The 18,294-nt window shown below is 60.2% G+C and carries 16 protein-coding genes and 1 pseudogene; 5 read left to right on the top strand and 12 right to left on the bottom strand.

What is annotated here, in order from left to right; genetic code table 11:
• Window positions 1-3: 3 nt before the first annotated feature.
• The 5 genes from IIY41_RS03470 to IIY41_RS03450 form a co-directional block, all read right to left on the bottom strand.
• Entirely contained in the window at window positions 4-657 is a 654-nt protein-coding gene (locus tag IIY41_RS03470; RefSeq protein ID WP_287399698.1) for an HAD family hydrolase, read from the bottom strand.
• 79 nt (window positions 658-736) lie between these two features.
• Complete coding sequence (locus IIY41_RS03465) at window positions 737-2,116, bottom strand: PH domain-containing protein (protein WP_205486399.1); 1,380 nt, start codon at window positions 2,114-2,116, stop codon at window positions 737-739.
• A complete protein-coding gene (locus tag IIY41_RS03460; protein WP_009323041.1) occupies window positions 2,113-2,529 on the bottom strand; it encodes a PH domain-containing protein in 417 nt (138 codons plus the stop codon). Before IIY41_RS03460 ends, IIY41_RS03465 begins: the two co-directional genes overlap by 4 nt.
• A 42-nt stretch (window positions 2,530-2,571) precedes the next feature.
• Complete coding sequence (locus IIY41_RS03455) at window positions 2,572-3,240, bottom strand: potassium channel family protein (protein WP_287399694.1); 669 nt, start codon at window positions 3,238-3,240, stop codon at window positions 2,572-2,574.
• A gap of 63 nt (window positions 3,241-3,303) precedes the next feature.
• Window positions 3,304-3,942 (bottom strand): potassium channel family protein, encoded by a 639-nt coding sequence (locus IIY41_RS03450; RefSeq protein ID WP_287399692.1) that lies wholly within the window; start codon window positions 3,940-3,942, stop codon window positions 3,304-3,306.
• Window positions 3,943-4,348: 406 nt separating this feature from the next.
• Here IIY41_RS03450 and ilvD point away from each other — a divergent pair, with 406 nt between their 5' ends.
• The gene (gene ilvD, locus IIY41_RS03445) at window positions 4,349-6,016 is read left to right on the top strand and encodes a dihydroxy-acid dehydratase (protein WP_009323038.1); all 1,668 of its coding nucleotides are present in this window, start codon (window positions 4,349-4,351) and stop codon (window positions 6,014-6,016) included.
• A 128-nt stretch (window positions 6,017-6,144) separates the two neighbouring features.
• On the opposite strand, the gene IIY41_RS03440 is transcribed toward ilvD, so the two are convergent.
• The 3 genes from IIY41_RS03440 to IIY41_RS03430 form a co-directional block, all read right to left on the bottom strand.
• Complete coding sequence (locus IIY41_RS03440; protein ID WP_009323037.1) at window positions 6,145-6,417, bottom strand: DUF6485 family protein; 273 nt, start codon at window positions 6,415-6,417, stop codon at window positions 6,145-6,147.
• Window positions 6,418-6,523: 106 nt separating this feature from the next.
• A complete protein-coding gene (locus IIY41_RS03435; RefSeq protein ID WP_050005372.1) occupies window positions 6,524-7,069 on the bottom strand; it encodes an NUDIX domain-containing protein in 546 nt (181 codons plus the stop codon).
• Complete coding sequence (locus IIY41_RS03430) at window positions 7,069-8,292, bottom strand: hemolysin family protein (RefSeq protein WP_009323035.1); 1,224 nt, start codon at window positions 8,290-8,292, stop codon at window positions 7,069-7,071. The genes IIY41_RS03435 and IIY41_RS03430 overlap by 1 nt, the downstream gene beginning before the upstream one ends.
• Window positions 8,293-8,655: 363 nt before the next feature.
• On the opposite strand from IIY41_RS03430, the gene nifJ reads away from it, so the two are divergent.
• A complete protein-coding gene (nifJ, locus tag IIY41_RS03425) occupies window positions 8,656-12,330 on the top strand; it encodes a pyruvate:ferredoxin (flavodoxin) oxidoreductase (protein WP_205457089.1) in 3,675 nt (1,224 codons plus the stop codon).
• Between the two features lie 76 nt (window positions 12,331-12,406).
• Here nifJ and IIY41_RS03420 read toward each other — a convergent pair whose 3' ends face one another.
• Entirely contained in the window at window positions 12,407-12,625 is a 219-nt protein-coding gene (locus IIY41_RS03420) for a sporulation initiation factor Spo0A C-terminal domain-containing protein (RefSeq protein ID WP_009323033.1), read from the bottom strand.
• 94 nt (window positions 12,626-12,719) lie between these two features.
• Here IIY41_RS03420 and IIY41_RS03415 point away from each other — a divergent pair, with 94 nt between their 5' ends.
• Window positions 12,720-12,929: a helix-turn-helix domain-containing protein gene (locus tag IIY41_RS03415; protein ID WP_040909868.1), complete on the top strand. Its 210-nt coding sequence runs from the start codon at window positions 12,720-12,722 to the stop codon at window positions 12,927-12,929.
• Between the two features lie 54 nt (window positions 12,930-12,983).
• On the opposite strand, the gene IIY41_RS03410 is transcribed toward IIY41_RS03415, so the two are convergent.
• The 3 genes and pseudogenes from IIY41_RS03410 to IIY41_RS03400 all read right to left on the bottom strand — a co-directional run bounded on the left by IIY41_RS03410 (window position 12,984) and on the right by IIY41_RS03400 (window position 14,763).
• Complete coding sequence (locus IIY41_RS03410) at window positions 12,984-13,409, bottom strand: DUF2871 domain-containing protein (RefSeq protein ID WP_055080349.1); 426 nt, start codon at window positions 13,407-13,409, stop codon at window positions 12,984-12,986.
• Window positions 13,406-14,087, bottom strand: a pseudogene (locus IIY41_RS14135) (hypothetical protein). Before IIY41_RS14135 ends, IIY41_RS03410 begins: the two are co-directional and overlap by 4 nt.
• A gap of 112 nt (window positions 14,088-14,199) precedes the next feature.
• Window positions 14,200-14,763, bottom strand: coding sequence for a TetR/AcrR family transcriptional regulator (locus IIY41_RS03400; protein WP_123158391.1), 564 nt, complete (start codon window positions 14,761-14,763; stop codon window positions 14,200-14,202).
• 214 nt (window positions 14,764-14,977) lie between these two features.
• Here IIY41_RS03400 and IIY41_RS03395 point away from each other — a divergent pair, with 214 nt between their 5' ends.
• Together IIY41_RS03395 and IIY41_RS03390 are read left to right on the top strand one after the other, a co-directional pair.
• The gene (locus tag IIY41_RS03395; protein ID WP_009323028.1) at window positions 14,978-15,889 is read left to right on the top strand and encodes a YitT family protein; all 912 of its coding nucleotides are present in this window, start codon (window positions 14,978-14,980) and stop codon (window positions 15,887-15,889) included.
• Window positions 15,890-16,136: 247 nt separating this feature from the next.
• Window positions 16,137-18,294 (top strand): vitamin B12-dependent ribonucleotide reductase (locus tag IIY41_RS03390; RefSeq protein WP_287399682.1); only part of this gene is annotated, 2,158 nt, incomplete at its 3' end.

Here is an 18,294-nt window from a genome sequence, read left to right as displayed (position 1 = left end):
CTCTTAGGCATCCAGCACCAGCACACGGATATCCTCCGGGCTGCGGACGAGATAGGACGCGCCCGCGCCGCACAGCTCGTCCCCGGTGCGGAAGCCCCACAGAACGCCGCAGCCCGCAAGCCCGGCATTGCGGGCTGTTTCAATGTCCACGCCGCTGTCCCCCACATAAAGCACCTGCTGCGCAGCAAGGCCGAAAGCGGCGCGCATGCCGTTCACAAGATGCGGGTCGGGCTTCGTGGGGGTGCCCAGCGTATGGCCGGCCACTCCGTCAAACAGCCCCGGAAAATAATGGCTGACAACGCTTTGGGTGAGAGCGTCCTCCTTATTGGACACGACGCCCAGCTTTACGCCTGCGCCGCGCAGCGCGGCAAGCAGGGCGGGGATGCCGGGATACGGAGCCGTAGAGTCCTCCTTGTGCGCGTCGTAATAAGGGAAAAACAACCGGGCCGCCTGTGCCTGTGCAGCTTCGTCCCGGTGCCCGGGAGGAAGAAAACGCTCGATCAGCTTGGGAATGCCGTTGCCCACCATGTATTTGTATTCTTCTTCCGTATGGGGCGCAAAGCCCATTTTGGCCAGCGTATGATTGGCCGCGGCGGCAAGATCGCCGATGGTGTTCAGCAGCGTGCCGTCAAGATCGAATATCACAGCTCGGTACAAAAGAATCAGCTTCTTTCAAGAATGAGGATAAAACGCGGCGCGGTTCCTGCACAGCGTCGGAAAAGCACGGTGACGCCGTTCACAGCGTGAACGGTATTTCCCGCGCCAGATATTGCAGTGCGCCGCGCACACGGTACCGCAGCCCGCAGGGCAGGTGCACCCGCACGTCGCACCGCCCGCCGCTGACGGAAAATGGGTTTTCCAGCAGCGTATAGGAAAGATCCGGCGTGAACACACAAACCTCGTGCCGGGTAAAAAAACGGGTATAGCAAACGGACAGCGTGCGGTTGGCGTTTTTGCGCAGGCCTTCACGGAAAAAGCCCTCCAGTGAAACCAGCAGCCCCGCCAGGGCAAGCACCGCCGGTACGAAAAGCATGGGCAGAATCTGCGGCATTGTGTAAGAGGCCACGCCGCACAGGCCCAAAGAAAGAGCGAGCAGCGTACCGGGCTGCCAAAGATACTGCACCGGGCTTTTGCGTGCGGGCATACACAGCGGACCATCCGGCGGGCAGAAGTTGGGCAGCAGGCGCTCCACTGTCCGCTCCTCCCCTTTTTTATAAACCAGCACGGGCAGATCGCCTCCGCGGAAGCTGCCTGCGGAAAGGTATACCGGATAGCGCCGCAGAAGGCGCGCCGGCGGCGTAACGCACACATCGCAGGCGGACACACAGGCCACCAGGATACGCCGCTCGATGAGCGTGACAAAGCCGCCTTTGCTGATGATGACTCCGCCGTTCCGGCATACCTTAAAGCCTGCCGTGTGCAGCAGCGCATACAAAAAGGTGAATCCCGTCACGGCAAAGCCCAGCGTTACCAGAAAAGCCAGGCCCGTGGGCAGATACCGCGCCGCAAACAGCTCGGCCTCATGAAAAGTGTCCAGCGCGATTTGCTGGAAATTCTGCCCCAGAACCTCATCCAGCTGTTTCACGCCCCACAGGGCAAAAGCGCTGCTGGTGATGATATTGGCACTCAGCATCACGAAGCTCAGGCGTTCAAAGCCCGTGGGCTCGAATACGGACGTATCGCTGCGCACAGGCAGAAGAACATCCGCCACCGCAGCCGCGTCCTTTTTATGAAGAAACATGGAATAGCTTTTGGGCGAGGCGTTCGTTTTGAAATACAGCGTTATACGGCTTGCGCCCAGCATGCGGCAGTACAAAGGGCGGGCGATCTCCAGCGCCGCGATGCTGGCTCTGCCGAAGGTGTGATAGCTGCGGTAAAACACGCCCTGCGTCACCTTTACGGCGCCGTCCTCCAGCCGGAAGGCTGTGGCACGCCAAAGAGCCAGCGCCGCAGCAGCGCAGGCCAGCAGGATAACGGCGTCCTGCCGGAGCGCCGCCCAAAGGCTGTCCAGGTCGAACGCAAGCAGCGCCTGAAGCATCGGTACCAAGCACAGCAGCAGGCCGTACCGCAGATAATGGACCGCAAAAATGATATGGAACCGGCGTTGCCTGTTCACAGCAGCTTCCCCCCGTGCGTCAGCTTGGCGGAAAGGCACTCCGCGTCCGCCTTGCGCATACCGGGCACCAACGTGGTGCAGCCGCTGGAGTACAGGAAGAACAGGCAGGTGCCCGTCATGCGCTGCAGCGGCGTCTGCACGATGTGGCAGCCCGCAAGGAACCGCAGCGGGATGCGCCGCGTTACGGGAAACAGCAGGCCGCGCCGAAGCGTCAGATGGTTGCCGCCCACACGCACGCAGGACGAAGCCAGCCGCGGCGCCAGCACGCCGAAGCACGCCGCAAGCCACAGCAGAAATACCGCCAGCGTCGGCGTAAAGAAATTTTTCCAGAACGGCAGGCACAGCATCGCGCCCAGTGCGGCGCACCAGCCGCTGACGATGGCGGCGCCGTGCCGCGGGACAGAAAATTCCATAGATCTTCCTTTCCGCCGAAACCGGGAGCCGCCCGTGCGGGGCTATTTTACGTCCGCCAGGTTCCAGCTTTGTGCCAGCTCGTGGAACGCCGTGTTTTTGGCCAGCACCACGACTTTATCGTTCACCAGGATCTGCGTATTGCCGCGGGGGACGATCAGCTCACCGTCCCGCATGATGGAAATGACCACCGCATCCTTGGGGATGACAAGCTCAGCCAGCGTTTTCCCCGCATGGGCGAAGCCCTGTGGAATGAGCACCTCGGTGAGCGAGGCCGTCCCCCCCGCAAGGCTGAGCAGTTGCTGGATGGCCGCCGTCTCCACCTCGCGCTCGATGAGGTGCGTCAGGTTATCGGTAGCGCTCACGGCAATGTCCACGCCCAGTTTTTTCAGCACTGCGGCGTTTTTGGGGTTGTTCACCCGGGCCACCGTGCGCTTGACCTTGAACACCTGCTTTGCAAGCTGGCATACGATCAAATTGTCTTCGTCCCGGCCCGTTACCGCAACCATGGCGCTGCAGTGAGCCACGTCCGCACTTTCCTGCACTTCGGCAAAAGTGCCGTCGCCGCACACCACGGTCAGGTCCAGGCTGTCGGCCACCTTGCGGCACATGGCCGGGTCGTCCTCGATGAGCACCGGCGTGTGGCCGTGCTCCAGAAGGGTCTTGGCAAGATAGTAGCCCACTTTGCCTCCACCCACGATACAAACACGCATATTTTTGTACTCCTTATGATGTTTCCCCGCATGGGCCGCTATCCGCGGCGGCGGGAGTATTCCTCAGTCCGCCAGTTCCGCAAACAGGATCTTATCATCTACATGCAGCGTAGGCTGGGTGTTGGCAAGTTCCATCGTGCCGTTGGCGCGCAGCACGCCGAATACCATCATGCCCGCCCGGGGCGGCTGTACGGACGAAAGCGGACGGTTCCACTGATGCTTCGCGGCAGGTACAGCTGAAAAATTTGCCGTGGAGGAACCGAACATCACGCACTGGTCCTCGTCGTCCTCCTCCTGCAGAATACCCGCCAGCAGGCCTTGGGACGTCAGATTGGTGCCGCACACGATGCGCAGGCCAAAGCGCTCGGTGTAGACCTCTTTGCGGGAGGGCTCGGCCACGCGGGCGATGACGTGCTTCACACCGAACAGCTCGCGCGCGATCTGCGCTACCATCAGATTGATGTTGTCATCCTTGGTGACGGCGGCCACGGCGTCGCAGGCCTCAATGCCCGCACTGCGCAGTACATCGCCGTCGATGGGCACGCCCGCCACGGCCATGCCGGAAAATGGCGGCTCCAGTTCATTGAGCAGAGCCAGATTGGCGGCGTCTTCGTCCAGCACGGAAACATCGTGCCCCAGCCGCTCCAGCACATGTACCAGCCTGCGGCCCACGCGGCCGCAGCCTACGATCAGGATATTCATAGCTTGTCTCCTTCGGTCTCCGCCGGGACGGAGCCCGGAGGCCCGCGCCGCGCGGACAATGGCGCGGCCGTGCGGCGGCGCTCTGCCCTCATTATACCCGTTCCCCGGCGGGGTTGCAACCGATACACATTTATGCTTTGCAGTTTTGCCGCGCCTGTGCTATAGTATCAGTGTATAAAAACAGCGGCTTTCCGCCGCGCGGCGGAAAGCTCCGAAGGCTTCATCCGATGCCGCAGGCGCGAACGGAAAGGCCGCGGAGCGCCGGCCGGGCCCGGGAAAGCGTTCAGCGCCCGTCCGCGGCCTTGGCTGTGCGCCGTTTTTGGTACATTGCGGCTAGTTAAAAAGTACCGCGTCTATTGTACATGGGATACGGTGGGGAAAAAAGCAAAAAAAGGAGAGGAACACCATGCAATTGAACAGCGAATCCGTACTGAAAGGCGCTGAACGTGCGCCGAACCGGAGCCTTTTTTATGCTCTGGGTTATACTGATGAAGAAATCAACCGTCCGTTGATCGGCGTTGTGAGCGCGTACAGCGAGATCGTACCCGGCCATGCTCATTTGGACAAGCTGGCCGAGGCTGTCAAGGCGGGCGTGCGCATGGCGGGCGGTACTCCTATCCTGGTACCGTCCATCGGTGTGTGCGACGGAATCGCCATGGGCCATATCGGTATGAAGTATTCCCTGCCCAGCCGTGAGCTGATCTGCGACAGCGTGGAGACGATGGCGCGCGCCCACGGGTTTGATGGCTTGGTACTGGTGCCGAACTGCGACAAGATCGTGCCCGGCATGCTGATGGCCGCGGCCCGGCTGAATATCCCGTCCATTGTCGTCAGCGGCGGGCCGATGCTCTCGGGCCGGCAGGGCACGCGCCACGTTTCGCTTTCCCAGATGTTCGAGGCGGTGGGGAGCTACAAGGCCGGCATCATCGGCGAAGACGTGCTGGACGATTACACCAAAAACACCTGTCCCGGCTGCGGCAGCTGCTCGGGTATGTATACGGCCAACAGCATGAACTGCCTGTGCGAAGCCATTGGCATGGCGCTGCCCGGCAACGGAACCATCCCTGCGGTATACGCGGCGCGCACGCAGCTGGCAAAGCATGCAGGCATGCGTATCATGGATCTGGTGCGGGACGGGGTGCGTCCCCGGGATATTCTGACGCCGGCGGCATTCAGAAATGCACTGGCCACGGATATGGCGCTGGGCTGCAGTTCCAACAGCGTTTTGCACCTTCTGGCCATTGCCAACGAGGCGGATGTGCCTATGAGCCTGGAGACTTTCAATGAAATGAGCGCGAAGGTGCCAAACTTCTGCCACCTTGCTCCGGCCGGCCCCACGCATATCGAGGACCTGTACGCCGCGGGCGGCGTGCCCGCTGTCATGGCGCAGCTGGCCGGGCTGGGCCTGCTGGATACAAGTCTGCCCACGGTGACGGGCAAAACTGTGGGCGAGAACATTGCAGGCGCGCAGAACCGCGATACAAACGCCATCCGTCCCGCGGACGACCCGTACAGCAAAACGGGCGGCATCGCCGTGATGTGGGGCAACATTGCGCAGAACGGCTGCGTGGTGAAGCGCAGCGCGGTCGCGCCCGAGATGCTGGTGCACAGCGGTCCCGCGCGGGTGTTTGACGGTGAGGAAAGCGCCATCGACGCCATTTACAACGGCCGCATCCAGCCGGGAGATGTGGTGGTCATCCGATACGAAGGCCCGGTGGGCGGCCCCGGTATGCGCGAGATGCTCAATCCCACCAGCGCGCTGGCGGGTATGAAGCTGGACAAATCCGTGGCGCTCATCACCGACGGACGCTTCTCGGGCGCGTCCCGCGGCGCGTCCATCGGACATGTGGCGCCTGAGGCCGCCGTGGGCGGAAATATCGCGCTCATCGAGGAGGGCGACGTCATCGATATCGACATCCCGGGCGGGCGTATCGGCGTGCGCGTGGACGACGATACGCTGGCGCGCCGCCGCGCGGCATGGACGGCTCCTGCACCTAAGGAGACCACAGGCTGGCTGGCGCGCTATGCAAAGCTGGTGTCGGGCGCAAACGAAGGCGCCGTGATGCAGAAATAAGATTTTCCGCACAGAAAAAACAGCGGCCGGGAAGTATCCGGCCGCTGTTTTTCATCCCAACGATTCCCCCGGCCGCAGCCCGCGTGAAAAGCGGCCGCATGGCCTGAAAAAATATCCTGTGGAGGTTCTTAAGTTTCCGGCGGCGGAGATTGCATCTGCTCCGCGCCCGCCTGCCGCGGGCCCGCCGTGCAGGGCCGCTCCGCCTCCAGCACAAGCTGTGCAAAGCCCTGATAGGTATAATCCGCGTCCGGTCCCCGGTAAGGGGCCACCGCGTTGAAAAAGCAGCTCGGCAGCTCGCCTTCCCGCAGGCATTTCCCAATGCAGGGCGTGCAGCCCCTGTCGTGGTTCACGGGGTTCAGCGGACATTTTGTGTCCCGGCAGGTGCAGAAAGCAACGTTCATTCCGAAAAGCTCCTTTCCAAAACGGCAGATGCCGCCGCAGGGGTGCGGCCGTTCTGTCTGACAGAACAGGGACTGCCGTTTTCCGTGCTCCGCGTGTTGAAACTGTTTAAAACCGGCCCGCGTCCCGCAGGGCTTTCACCTTCAGTACAGCGGCTACGGTCTTACTGTCGGTGATCTCACCGGAGAGAACCATTTCCGCGGCCTTGTCCAGCGGCAGCGTGAACACCGAGAGAAATTCGTCCGCGTCCAGGTGCTGTCCCACGGGAGAAAGGCCCTTGGCCGCATACAGGTAAATGATCTCGCTGCAATATCCGCAGGTGGGAATGATATACCCCAGGTCCCGATATTCGGCGGCGGCAAGGCCCGCTTCCTCGCCCAGCTCACGCTTGGCGGCTTCCAATGGGTCCTCCCCCTTTTCCAGCTTGCCGGCAGGAATCTCGATCAATTCCCGGTCCAGCGCGTAGCGGTACTGGCGCACCAGATAGAGCTCACCCTCGTCGTTGAGCGCTGCAACGCCCGCACCGCCGTGATGGCGTACCACCTCCCGGGTGCTGGTGCCGCCGTTTTCCAGTTCCACCCTGTCCAGCGTCACGGTGATGACGCGTCCCTCGAATTTTGTCTCGCTCGAAAGCCGTTTTTCAAAATGTGCCATCATGCATCCTCTTCTTCGTCGTCGTCATTTTCGGGGTTCAGCTCCGGAGCGCGGGTGCATTTTACCTTGCCCACTCTCCGGTCCTCCACTTCCAGCACTGTGAATTCCAGCCCGCCGTATTCCAGCGTCACATCTTCCCCCGCTGCGGGGATACGGCCCAAGCGGTCGATGATCAGGCCGCCCACGGTATCGAAATCGGCCTCGCCGTCCTCGTCCTCATCGGGCGGTTCCAGGCCGAAGGCCTCGAACACTTCCTCCAGGTCCGCACTGCCTGCGGCAACAAACCCGTCCTCGGTGGCCACAAGGTCCTCGTCCTCGTTGTCAAATTCGTCCTGGATGTTGCCCACGATCTCCTCCAGGACGTCCTCCATCGTGGCAAGTCCGCTGGTGCCGCCGTATTCGTCCACCACCACGGCGATCTGCGTGTGCTTTACCTTAAAATCCACCAGCAGCTCCTGGGCGCGGCAGGCTTCCGGCACGAACATCGCGCCGCGCATGAACCGGCTCACCGGGGCCTGCGCCTTTTCCGGCGTGTCCCAAAGCGCGAACAGGTCCTTCACATACAAAATGCCGACAATGTCGTCCAGTGACTTGCGGTATACCGGGAGGCGCGAAAATCCGTGCTCCAGAGAAAGGCGTACCGCGTCGGCGGCGGGCGTGTTTTCCTCCACGCTTACGATCTCGGTGCGGTGGGTCATCACGTCGCCTGCCGTCACGTCGTCCAGCTCGAAGATGTTGGTGATCATCTTCTTCTGGCTTTCGTCTATCAGATCGTGCTCCTCCACGTCGTCCACGAAAGAGAGCACATCCTCCTCTGTTACGTCGGACTGGGCCGAGAGCCCCAGCGCCTTGAACACCAGCTTCGCGGGAGCGGCCAGCGGCGCACCCAGCATACAGGCGGCCGTGAAGCCGCTTTTCTCCTTTATGCGGCCCTTCGCCCGGCCAAGGCTGTACAGCAGCACGGCCAGCGCGGCCAGCGCCGCCAGGCACAGAAGTGTCCACCAGGGAGCCTGTGCAAAAATGCGAAGAAAGCCGTAAACAAAAAATCCGCACGCAAACACAAATGCCGCGCAAAGCCCGGCCATCCTGTCGGAAAAACCAAGGATGCCGCTCTGCTGCCGCTCCGGTTCGCTTGCGGACACTGCGCCCGCGCGGTAAGCCGCCGCAAGCGCGCCAAACGTGGAAGCTGTTGCGATGAGGATACTAAGACCATCAGGGTCCATCTGAAAAAAACTCCTTCTTTCCGCCCGCCGCCGGAGCGCGGGCCATAGAATGCGGGCGCATAAGCCCGGATATTTACCTTATAATATACTGGATTGAAAGCGGCGTGTCAAATGCGGGGCGTAAAATCCGTGTAAAAGGAGGCGCATGGAGGTGTGAAGGTGGGATTTTTTTGTAAAAATGGCCGCGGTTCCCCATAAAAATCCCCTGCCCCTTGTTTACTTTCCCGCAAAACTTTGCTACAATAATGACGAGCGTAATGCAGAAACGATGCCCCCGCAAAACGCCTGTTTCTGCTCACACCACCCCCCGCCCGGAATCATCTGCCGCCGCGGGGGAATAAAGAAAGAACCGGAGGAAGAAAAATGCCAAGATCCAAGAAATCTATGGACGGCAACACCGCTGCGGCTCATGTAGCCTATGCGTTTACCGAAGTTGCCGGCATCTACCCCATCACCCCGTCGAGCCCCATGGCCGACCAGGTGGACCAGTGGTCCGCCCTGCACCAGAAGAACATCTTCGGCACCGAAGTGAAAGTTGTTGAGATGCAGTCCGAGGCGGGCGCGGCCGGCACCGTGCACGGCTCCCTGGCTGCCGGCGCGCTGACCACCACGTTCACCGCGTCCCAGGGCCTGCTGCTGATGATCCCCAACATGTATAAGATCGCCGGTGAGCTGCTGCCCGCCGTGTTCCATGTTTCTGCCCGTACCGTGGCCAGCCATGCGCTGAACATCTTCGGCGATCATTCCGACGTATATGCCTGCCGCCAGACGGGCTTTGCCATGCTGGCCGAGTCCAACCCGCAGGAGGTCATGGACCTGGCTGCTGTGGCGCACCTGGCCACGCTGGAGAGCCGTGTGCCGTTCATCAACTTCTTCGACGGCTTCCGTACCAGCCACGAGATCCAGAAGATCGAGGTCTGGGATTACGACGACCTGAAGGAAATGACGGACATGGAAGCGGTGAAGGCGTTCCGCGCCCATGCGCTGAACCCCGAGAACCCCGCTATGCGCGGCTCCCACGAGAACGGCGATATCTTCTTCCAGCACCGTGAGGCCTGCAATAAGTTCTACGAGGCCGTGCCCGGCATTGTGGAAAAATACATGGGCAAGGTGAACGCGAAGCTGGGTACCAACTACCAGCTGTTCGAGTACTACGGTGCTCCCGACGCAGACCGCGTCATCATCGCCATGGGTTCCATCTGCGACGTGGCCGAGGAAGTCATTGATTACCTCACCGCCAAGGGCGAGAAGGTCGGTCTGGTGAAGGTCCGCCTGTACCGTCCGTTCGCGGCCGACAAGCTGCTGGCCGCCATTCCGGCCACCGCGAAGAAAATTGCCGTGCTGGACCGCACCAAGGAGCCGGGCGCTCTGGCCGAGCCGCTCCATCTGGACGTTATGGCCGCGTTCCGCGAAGCGGGCCGCGAGGGCACCATCATCGGCGGCCGCTATGGCCTGGGCAGCAAGGATACCCCGCCGTCCAGCGTGTTTGCCGTATATGAAGAACTGGCGAAGGACGCTCCGAAGGAGCGCTTCACACTGGGCATCAACGATGACGTCACCTACCTCTCTCTGGAGGAGAAGCCCGCGCCCAACACGGCTGCCGAAGGCACCGTCGAGTGCAAGTTCTGGGGCCTGGGCGGCGACGGCACGGTCGGCGCCAACAAGAACTCCACCAAGATCATCGGCGACCATACCGACAAATATATCCAGGCCTACTTCCAGTATGACTCGAAGAAGACCGGCGGCGTGACGATCAGCCACCTGCGCTTCGGCGACAAGCCCATCCGCGCGCCGTACTATATCAACAAGGCCGATTTCGTGGCATGCCACAACCCGTCCTACGTCATCAAGGGCTACAAGATGGTCAACGACGTAAAGCCGGGCGGCGTGTTCATGATCAACTGCCAGTGGACGCCGGAAGAGCTGGATCACCACATGCCCGCCGAGGCGAAGCGCTATATCGCCAAGAACAACATCCAGCTGTATACCATCAACGCCATCGACAAGGCCATCGAAATTGGCCTGGGCAAGCGCACCAACACCATCCTGCAGTCCGCCTTCTTTGCTTTGGCAGGCGTGCTGCCGAAGGAAGACGCGCTGAAGTTCATGAAGGAAGCGGCCTACAAGTCCTTTGCCAAGAAGGGCGACGCCATCGTCGAGATGAACTACAAGGCCATTGACGCGGGCTTTGACGCTTTCGTCAAGATCGACGTGCCGGCTTCCTGGGCCGACGCGAAGGACGCCGAGGGCGACCACGAGCTGGCCGGCAACCCCGCCACCGTCAAGATGGTCAAGGAGATTCTGTTCCCGGTCGACAAGATGGACGGCGACAGCCTGCCGGTTTCCGCTTTCGTGGACCATGTGGACGGCCAGTTCGAGCAGGGTGCTTCCGCATATGAGAAGCGCGGCGTTGCCGTGAGCGTGCCCGAGTGGGATGTTACAAAGTGCATTCAGTGCAACCAGTGCGCCTATGTCTGCCCGCATGCCACCATCCGTCCGTTTGCTTTCTCCGCCGAGGAAGTTGCCGCCGCCCCCGCCGCGCTGAAGGTGAAGCCGATGACCGGCAAGGGCTGCGAGAACTACCAGTTCGGCATGACGGTCTCTCCGCTGGACTGCATGGGCTGCGGCGTCTGCGTCGACGTCTGCCCGGCCCCCGGCAAGGCGCTGAAGATGATGCCTCAGGAGAGCCAGCTGGCCCAGCAGGAAGTGTTCGACTATGCTGTAGCCAACGTGGGCAAGAAAGAGGGCATGATGGCCGAGACGACCGTCAAGGGTTCTCAGTTCAACCAGCCGCTGCTTGAGTTCTCCGGCAGCTGCGCGGGCTGCGCCGAGACCAGCTACGCCCGCCTGATTACCCAGTTGTACGGCGAGCGTATGTATATTTCCAACGCCACCGGCTGTTCGTCCATCTGGGGCGGCCCGGCCGCAACGTCCCCGTACACCCGCAACCGTCTGTCCGGCAAGGGCCCGGCCTGGGCAAACAGCCTGTTCGAGGACAACGCAGAGCACGGCTTCGGCATGTATCTGGGCCAGAAGACCATCCGCGAGAGCCTGGCCGACAAGACCCGTGCGCTGATCGCTGTTGAGTACGCGCTGCCCGACCTGAAGGCCGCTGCGCAGGAATGGCTGGACACTATGGAGGACGGCAAGCTGAACCCTGCCGCCGCCGATAAGTATATTGCCGCGCTGGAGAACGGCGTGCTGACCGTAGAGGAAGGCATCACGTTCCTGGAGAGCGCCGAGGGCAAGGCGAAGTTCGGCGACAACGCCGCGTCCATGCTGGAGCATATGAAGAGCCTGAAGGCTGCCGGCAAGGCCACCTGCGACTGCGAGGCCTGCACGCTTGCGGCTGAAATTCTGGAGCAGAAGCAGTACCTGGCCAAGAAGTCCGTCTGGATCTTCGGCGGCGACGGCTGGGCCTATGATATCGGTTTCGGCGGTCTGGACCACGTGCTCGCTTCCGGCGAAGACGTGAATGTCATGGTCTTTGACACCGAGGTTTACTCCAACACCGGCGGCCAGGCCTCCAAGGCCAGCCAGATCGGTCAGGTGGCTCAGTTCGCCGCGGCGGGCAAGGCCATCGGCAAAAAGAATCTGGCCGAGATCGCCATGAGCTACGGCTACGTGTATGTGGCGCAGATCGCCATGGGCGCGGACAAGAACCAGACCATCAAGGCCATCACGGAGGCCGAGAGCTATCACGGCCCGTCCCTCATCATTGGCTATGCCCCCTGTGAGATGCACGGCGTCAAGGGCGGTATGACCAACTGCCAGAATGAGATGAAGCGCGCCGTTGAGGCTGGCTACTGGAACATGTTCCGCTTTGATCCGCGCAAAAAGGCGGAGGGCAAGAACCCGTTCACCATCGACAGCAAAGCGCCGACGGCGGACTACAAGGAATTCATTGAGAGCGAGACGCGTTACAGCCGCCTGCAGCGCGCCTTCCCCGAGCGTGCGCAGGTGCTGTTCGACAAGGCAGCCGACGCCGCGAAGGACCGCTACGAGTACCTGGGCAAGCTTGCCAAGCTGTACGAATAATCGGCACAAGCGAAGTAAAGCAGAGAGCGCCCCGCACCGAAAGGTGCGGGGCGCTCTTTTAATCAAAAAAGAGACATTATGCTTTTTTGATTTCTTTTGCGATAACCTCCAGAAATTCCGAAAGCTGCGGCTTTCCAGCGGGAAACAATACTTTTTGACGACCGCGAGCGCTGGAATCGTCGGTATCCCATGCGCTGTTTCGTGCGGCTTCCATTTCCCGGCGTACTGCTTCTGGCGTGGTCCCATTTCTCTCAGCAATTGTTTTAGTCAATTCTTCTAAATGTTTGCTGTCCATTCTATTTCCTCCTTTCTTTACTATAATAGTCCAATTGCGACTAAATTTTAATAGTCACAATAAGACTAGGGTATAGTAAAGATGGGTGAAGGCAATGGATTTGACGCGCATCCGCGCGCTGCGAGAGGATAACGATAAGACTCAGCAGGAAATAGCGGACTTGTTATGCATTAAGCAGACCACATATTCAAAGTATGAATTGGGCCGTGTCGCGATTCCCATCGACGCGTTGATGACGCTGGCCGATTTTTACGGGGTATCCTTGGATTATCTTGCGGGGCGTTCCGATGAAAAAGGAAAATAAAAAAGCCAACGTTCTTCGAAGAGAAAAACGCTGGCTTTTGTTTTTTAAAGCTAATTATTGCACATTGGCCGTGCACGCCGTTTTTTTCAGGGAGAGGAAAAACACCACAAGCCCTGCGCCCAGGCAGATATGTCCCAGCCCCGCGACGCCGGAGATTGCCACGTCCATCCCGCGGGAAAGCGGAAGCGCCAGTACCTGCGCCGCGCCGCGCACGGCCAGCATTACCGCCGTCACGCAAAGCCCGGTATTGTACAGCCCGTAGAACAGCCGGAAGTTTCTTTCCCGGGCCCAGTCAAGCTCTTTGGAAAACAGCGCGGCAAGCAGGAAAAACACCGTTCCCAGCAGGAACAGGTGCGTGTGTACCAGGCCCAGCGCCGTGCGCCCGGAAAACCCGTTGAATTTTGTGAATTCACGGTAGAATACGCCGCCGGCCATCGCGGCCAGAGCGTAAATGAATGCGGTGTTCAGCAATTTTTTCATTTGACAGTCTCCTTCCTTTTACGATGCATATCCGAAAAGCCCATCCAGACCACCCACACATAAGCGCAGGTCTTGGGGATCATGAGCATGCCCACGAGCGGAACGACGTCGGCCCACAGCACCACCGGGATATAGAACGCGAAGCTGAGCACGATGGCCAGCCACATCCAGCAGAAGGCCCTGTCCCCCGCCTGCCGCGCGCCGCGCAGGAATACCACGATGACCAGCGCGCCCAGCAGTGCGAACGGAACGTTGCGCCAGATGCTCCAGGACAGCGGCGGGTTCGCCGAAAGCCACGCATTCTGCGGGAACAGGCACAATCCGATGCGTGCCGCGGCCAGCGCGTATACGGCGCCCGTCAGCGCCCGTCAGCGCCCGGATGTGCAGGCCATAGCGCCGTTTTCCAATATGGTAAAGAATAACGTAAAATATTGTCATTGTAATGGACGTGATGAATTTGCCCGCTCCCAGTGCTGCCGCGTGGGCCGCCAGGCCGTCGGTACACAGCGCCCAGGCCCGGGGCACCAGATGAAATGCATCGCCGCAGCCCAGAATGACGGCCATCCAGCCGAATAATTTCGTTTCCCGGTCCTGCGCGCTTTTTACCATGATACACCCCAGCGTCACCACCGTGACAAGATAGGCGGCGTCGAACAGAGTTTCCATAATTGCCTGCATATGCTTCTCTCCAATCTGAACGATGTTCATTTTAATGAGTGTATTTCCCCGCACCCGGCTGCCCGGGCACGGGGAATTTTCCTTTTTCAGTGCAAGGCCCGCACTGCCTGCATCAATAAATCAGGCGGCAGACGACTTCCTGCAAAAACGAGGCGTCCTCTCTGTCCGCCCGCAGCATCGACATCATCGTGCCGAATACGAAGGATACGAATTGCTCACGGGTGAAAGCCTCCGTAAATGCGCCGGGCCGCACACGGGCATCCCTGGCAAGTACAGCCAGCATGCCCGCTCGAATGTGCTCCCAATACTGCATTTCCAGCGCTTTTCCCTGCTGGCGCTCGGCCTCGTTCAGGCTTGCCAGCTCCCGCAGGAAGGTGTGCTCAAACTGGGCCAGATGCGTGCGCAGCGCGGTATAGATCTGCCCGCATACGGCGCTGAAATCCGAGCCATGGGTAAAATCACAGGAGAGGCCGCCGTGGAACACGCGTTTCCAAAAATCTTCAATCACAGCCAGCACAAGGTCCGCCTTGGCGGGATAATAATTGTATACAGTGCCGACAGACACGCCGCACATGGCGGCCGTGCGGCGGATGCTGATGTGTCCCAGCCCGTCCCGCCGCGCGATCTCCCGCGCGGCTTCCAGAAGCGCCTGCCGGGACGTCGCAGTTTTATTCATCGAGTTCGACCTCCAAACTGAACAATGTTCATTTTATTCCCTTTCTTTCCGCCTGTCAATCCCTTTTCCGCAATTTGCCGCCAAAGAATCCCCTTTGTTTTGCGGCCCGAATCGTGTATAATAAAAAGTGCGCGGCGGCGTTTGGGTGCCGGAGCAACGCGCGGCGCCCGCGCAGACAGTGCGGGCGGTGTGTGGAAAGGGAGGCGTCTGTTTTATGAAAAAAGAAAAGCAGCAAAAGAGGCCGAAGCGCACGAAGGCCCAGCGCGTACAGGCGCTCAAGACCTTTGCCGTGGATACGGTATACGATGTTGTGGGCAGTATCCTGTTTGCTATCGGCGTTTATACGTTTGCCAAATCAGCGGATTTTGCGCCCGGCGGCGTGTCGGGCCTGGCGCTGATCTGCAATTATTTGTGGGATCTGCCCATCGGCACGATGACCCTTATCATCAACATTCCCATCATCATCATCAGCTATAAGGTGGTGGGGCGCAAGTTTCTGCTCAAGAGTTTCAAGACGATGGTCATTTCCACGTTGTTTTTGGACCTTGTGTTCCCGCTGACGCCGCTGTACACGGGCAACAGTTTCCTGGCGGCCATTTTTTCCGGTGTGTTTATGGGCGCAGGTCTGGCGCTGATCTATATGCGCGGCTCGTCCACCGGCGGCACGGATTTCCTCATCGTCACCATCAAAAAGCTTAAGCCGCATTTCTCCATGGGCCAAGTGACGCTGATGACGGACCTTGTTGTCATCGTGCTGGGCGGTTTTGTGTTCGGCAACATCGACGCAGTGCTGTACGGCGTTATCTCCACCTATGCGGCGTCGGTGATCATTGATAAGATCATCTACGGCGCGGGCAGCGGCAAGCTGGCCATCATCATCACCACCGACGGCTATGCCACTGCGAAGAAGATCGATGAGGAAACGGGCCGGGGTGCAACGCTTATCAAGGCCATCGGTACGTATTCGGGCATTGAGCGGCATCTTATTCTGTGTGCCTGCGGCAAGGCGGAGATATTCAAGGTGCGCAACGCGGCCCATGCAGTGGACCCCAACGCCTTTGTGATGATCACCGAGGCCAGCGAGGTGTTCGGCGAGGGCTTCACCCCGCCGGAGCTGGACCAATAGCCCGGCAGAAAAGCATATTTTGGCTGCGCTCCGTGTTTTCGGCGGGGTGCGGCCTTTTTTGTGCGGCACGGGAGAGTCCCGGCGGGCGGTATGCCGCCGGCTTTGGTTACCCCGCACAAAAAGTGCAGAAATAGTTCTACAAGATTTATGTGCGGATGAGCCGGAATTCTCTTGATAGACACAATATATGGTGTTAGAATGAAAAGCGTATGATAATTGGAGAATTGAAGAAAGGTGAGGAAAAGAAATGGCGATCGAAGACATTGGGAAAAATGCGCTGCAGGTGCTGGAAAAGCGGTATCTGGCCAAGGACGCGGAGGGCAACCACACGGAGGATGTGGCGGGCCTGTTCCGCCGTGTTGCCGCGGCCGTGGCGGCGGCAGACCGGAATTATGATGAAAACGCGGATACTGCTGCGCTGGCGGACCGCTTTTACGAGCTGATGACCAGCCTGCGTTTTTTGCCAAACTCTCCCACGCTGATGAATGCGGGCCGCCCGTTGGGGCAGCTTTCGGCCTGCTTTGTGCTGCCTGTGGAGGACAGCATGGAGGCGATTTTCGAGACGGTGAAAAACGCCGCGCTCATCCACAAATCCGGCGGCGGCACGGGCTTTTCGTTCTCCCGTCTGCGGCAGAACGGCGCGCCCGTCAATTCCACAGGCGGCGTGGCCTCCGGCCCCGTCAGCTTTATGCGCGTATTCAATATGGCTACCGAGGCCGTGAAGCAGGGCGGCACCCGGCGCGGGGCGAACATGGGCATCCTGCGGGTGGACCATCCCGATATCCTGGAATTCATCGACTGCAAAAAGGTGAACGGGGACATCACCAATTTCAATATTTCGGTGGGCATCACCGAGGCGTTCATGCAGGCCGTGGAGGAAAACCGGGACTACGACCTCATCGACCCGCAGACCCGGCGCCCGGTGGGCAAACGCAGCGCCCGGGAGCTGTTTGAAAAGATCGTGGACGCGGCATGGCGCAACGGCGAGCCGGGCATCATCTTCCTGGACCGCCTGAACCGGGACAATGTGGTTCCATCCCAGGGGGAGATCGAATCCACCAATCCCTGCGGTGAGCAGCCGCTGCTGCCCTACGAAAGCTGCAACCTGGGCAGCATCAATCTGGTGAAAATGCTTGCAAAAACGCCGGAAGGCTATGCCGTGGATTACGGCCTGCTGCGGGACACCGTGCGCCAGGCCATACATTTTTTGGACAACGTTATTGACGTGAATAACTATCCGCTGGAGCAGATTGGCGCGGTGACACGGGCCACACGCAAAATCGGCCTGGGCGTGATGGGCTTTGCCGATATGCTGCTGTATCTGGGGGTGCCCTACAATTCCGACGAGGGCGTTGCGTTGGCGGAGAAGCTGATGGCCTTTATCAACGCCGAGGGGCACGCGGCCAGTACTGCGCTGGCGGCCCAGCGCGGTGCGTTCCCCTTGTTTGCCGAGAGCATCTACAAGGATGGCGATCTCCTGCGCAACGGCACCGTCACCACCATCGCGCCCACGGGTACGCTGTCCATGATCGGCGGCTGCTCCTCCGGCGTGGAGCCTGTGTTTGCCTATGTGTATATCCGCAACATCATGGACGGTACGGAGATGCTGGAGGTAAACCCGGTGCTGCGGGAAAAGCTGCAGGAGCGCGGACTGTACTCCGACGCTTTGATGCGCAAAATCGCCAAAGAAGGTACCATCGCCCATATCGCGGAGATTCCCGAGGACATCCGCCGTGTGTTTGTTTGTGCCCACGACGTAAGCCCGGTATATCATACCAGGATGCAGGCCGCTTTCCAGCGGCACACGGACAATGCGGTGTCCAAGACCGTGAATTTTCCCCACTCCGCCACCCGCGAGGAAGTGGCCGAAGTGTATATGCTGGCCTATAAAATGGGCTGCAAGGGCGTCACCATCTACCGGGACGGCAGCCGGGACAGCCAGGTGCTGAACATCGGCAGCGTCAAAAAAGAAGGAGGAGCCGCCGCGCAGCATCCCTTTGGACGCATCGTGCCCCGCCCGCGCCCGGCCATCACTATGGGCTTTACCGAGCGTATGAAGATTGGCTGCGGCAATCTGTACGTCACGGTGAACTACGATGAAAACGGCATCTGCGAGGTGTTTACCAGTACAGGCAAGGCCGGCGGTTGCCCCAGCCAGAGCGAAGCAACGGCCCGCCTTGCCAGCGTGGCGCTGCGCAGTGGCATCAGCGTGGAGGAAGTGTATGACCAGCTCAAGGGCATCCGCTGTCCGTCCACAATCCGCCAGCAGGGCATGAGCTGCACCTCCTGCCCGGACGCCATCGCTAAGGTTTTGGCCAAAGTGGACCGTTTCATCCGTGAAAACAACAACGCTGTCCAGCATCCTGAGGCGGAGCCCACGCCCGGGCAGCGCCGCGCGGCGGCCG

Origin of the sequence: Ruthenibacterium sp. (assembly GCF_017421385.1) — a bacterium.
GTDB lineage: Bacteria > Bacillota > Clostridia > Oscillospirales > Ruminococcaceae > Ruthenibacterium > Ruthenibacterium lactatiformans.
Note: the sequence above shows the minus strand (reverse complement) of the source record. Positions and strands in the feature narration are given on the sequence as shown.

Bases quoted from the DNA above. Each gene is read 5' to 3' on its own strand.
- IIY41_RS03395 (WP_009323028.1), top strand. From the start codon at position 14,978: ATGAAAAAAGAAAAGCAGCAAAAGAGGCCGAAGCGCACGAAGGCCCAG.
- IIY41_RS03400 (WP_123158391.1), bottom strand. From the start codon at position 14,763: ATGAATAAAACTGCGACGTCCCGGCAGGCGCTTCTGGAAGCCGCGCGG.
- IIY41_RS03430 (WP_009323035.1), bottom strand. From the start codon at position 8,292: ATGGACCCTGATGGTCTTAGTATCCTCATCGCAACAGCTTCCACGTTT.
- IIY41_RS03420 (WP_009323033.1), bottom strand. From the start codon at position 12,625: ATGGACAGCAAACATTTAGAAGAATTGACTAAAACAATTGCTGAGAGA.
- nifJ (WP_205457089.1), top strand. From the start codon at position 8,656: ATGCCAAGATCCAAGAAATCTATGGACGGCAACACCGCTGCGGCTCAT.
- IIY41_RS03410 (WP_055080349.1), bottom strand. From the start codon at position 13,409: ATGAAAAAATTGCTGAACACCGCATTCATTTACGCTCTGGCCGCGATG.
- IIY41_RS03415 (WP_040909868.1), top strand. From the start codon at position 12,720: ATGGATTTGACGCGCATCCGCGCGCTGCGAGAGGATAACGATAAGACT.
- IIY41_RS03440 (WP_009323037.1), bottom strand. From the start codon at position 6,417: ATGAACGTTGCTTTCTGCACCTGCCGGGACACAAAATGTCCGCTGAAC.
- IIY41_RS03435 (WP_050005372.1), bottom strand. From the start codon at position 7,069: ATGGCACATTTTGAAAAACGGCTTTCGAGCGAGACAAAATTCGAGGGA.
- IIY41_RS03455 (WP_287399694.1), bottom strand. From the start codon at position 3,240: ATGCGTGTTTGTATCGTGGGTGGAGGCAAAGTGGGCTACTATCTTGCC.
- IIY41_RS03450 (WP_287399692.1), bottom strand. From the start codon at position 3,942: ATGAATATCCTGATCGTAGGCTGCGGCCGCGTGGGCCGCAGGCTGGTA.
- ilvD (WP_009323038.1), top strand. From the start codon at position 4,349: ATGCAATTGAACAGCGAATCCGTACTGAAAGGCGCTGAACGTGCGCCG.
- IIY41_RS03460 (WP_009323041.1), bottom strand. From the start codon at position 2,529: ATGGAATTTTCTGTCCCGCGGCACGGCGCCGCCATCGTCAGCGGCTGG.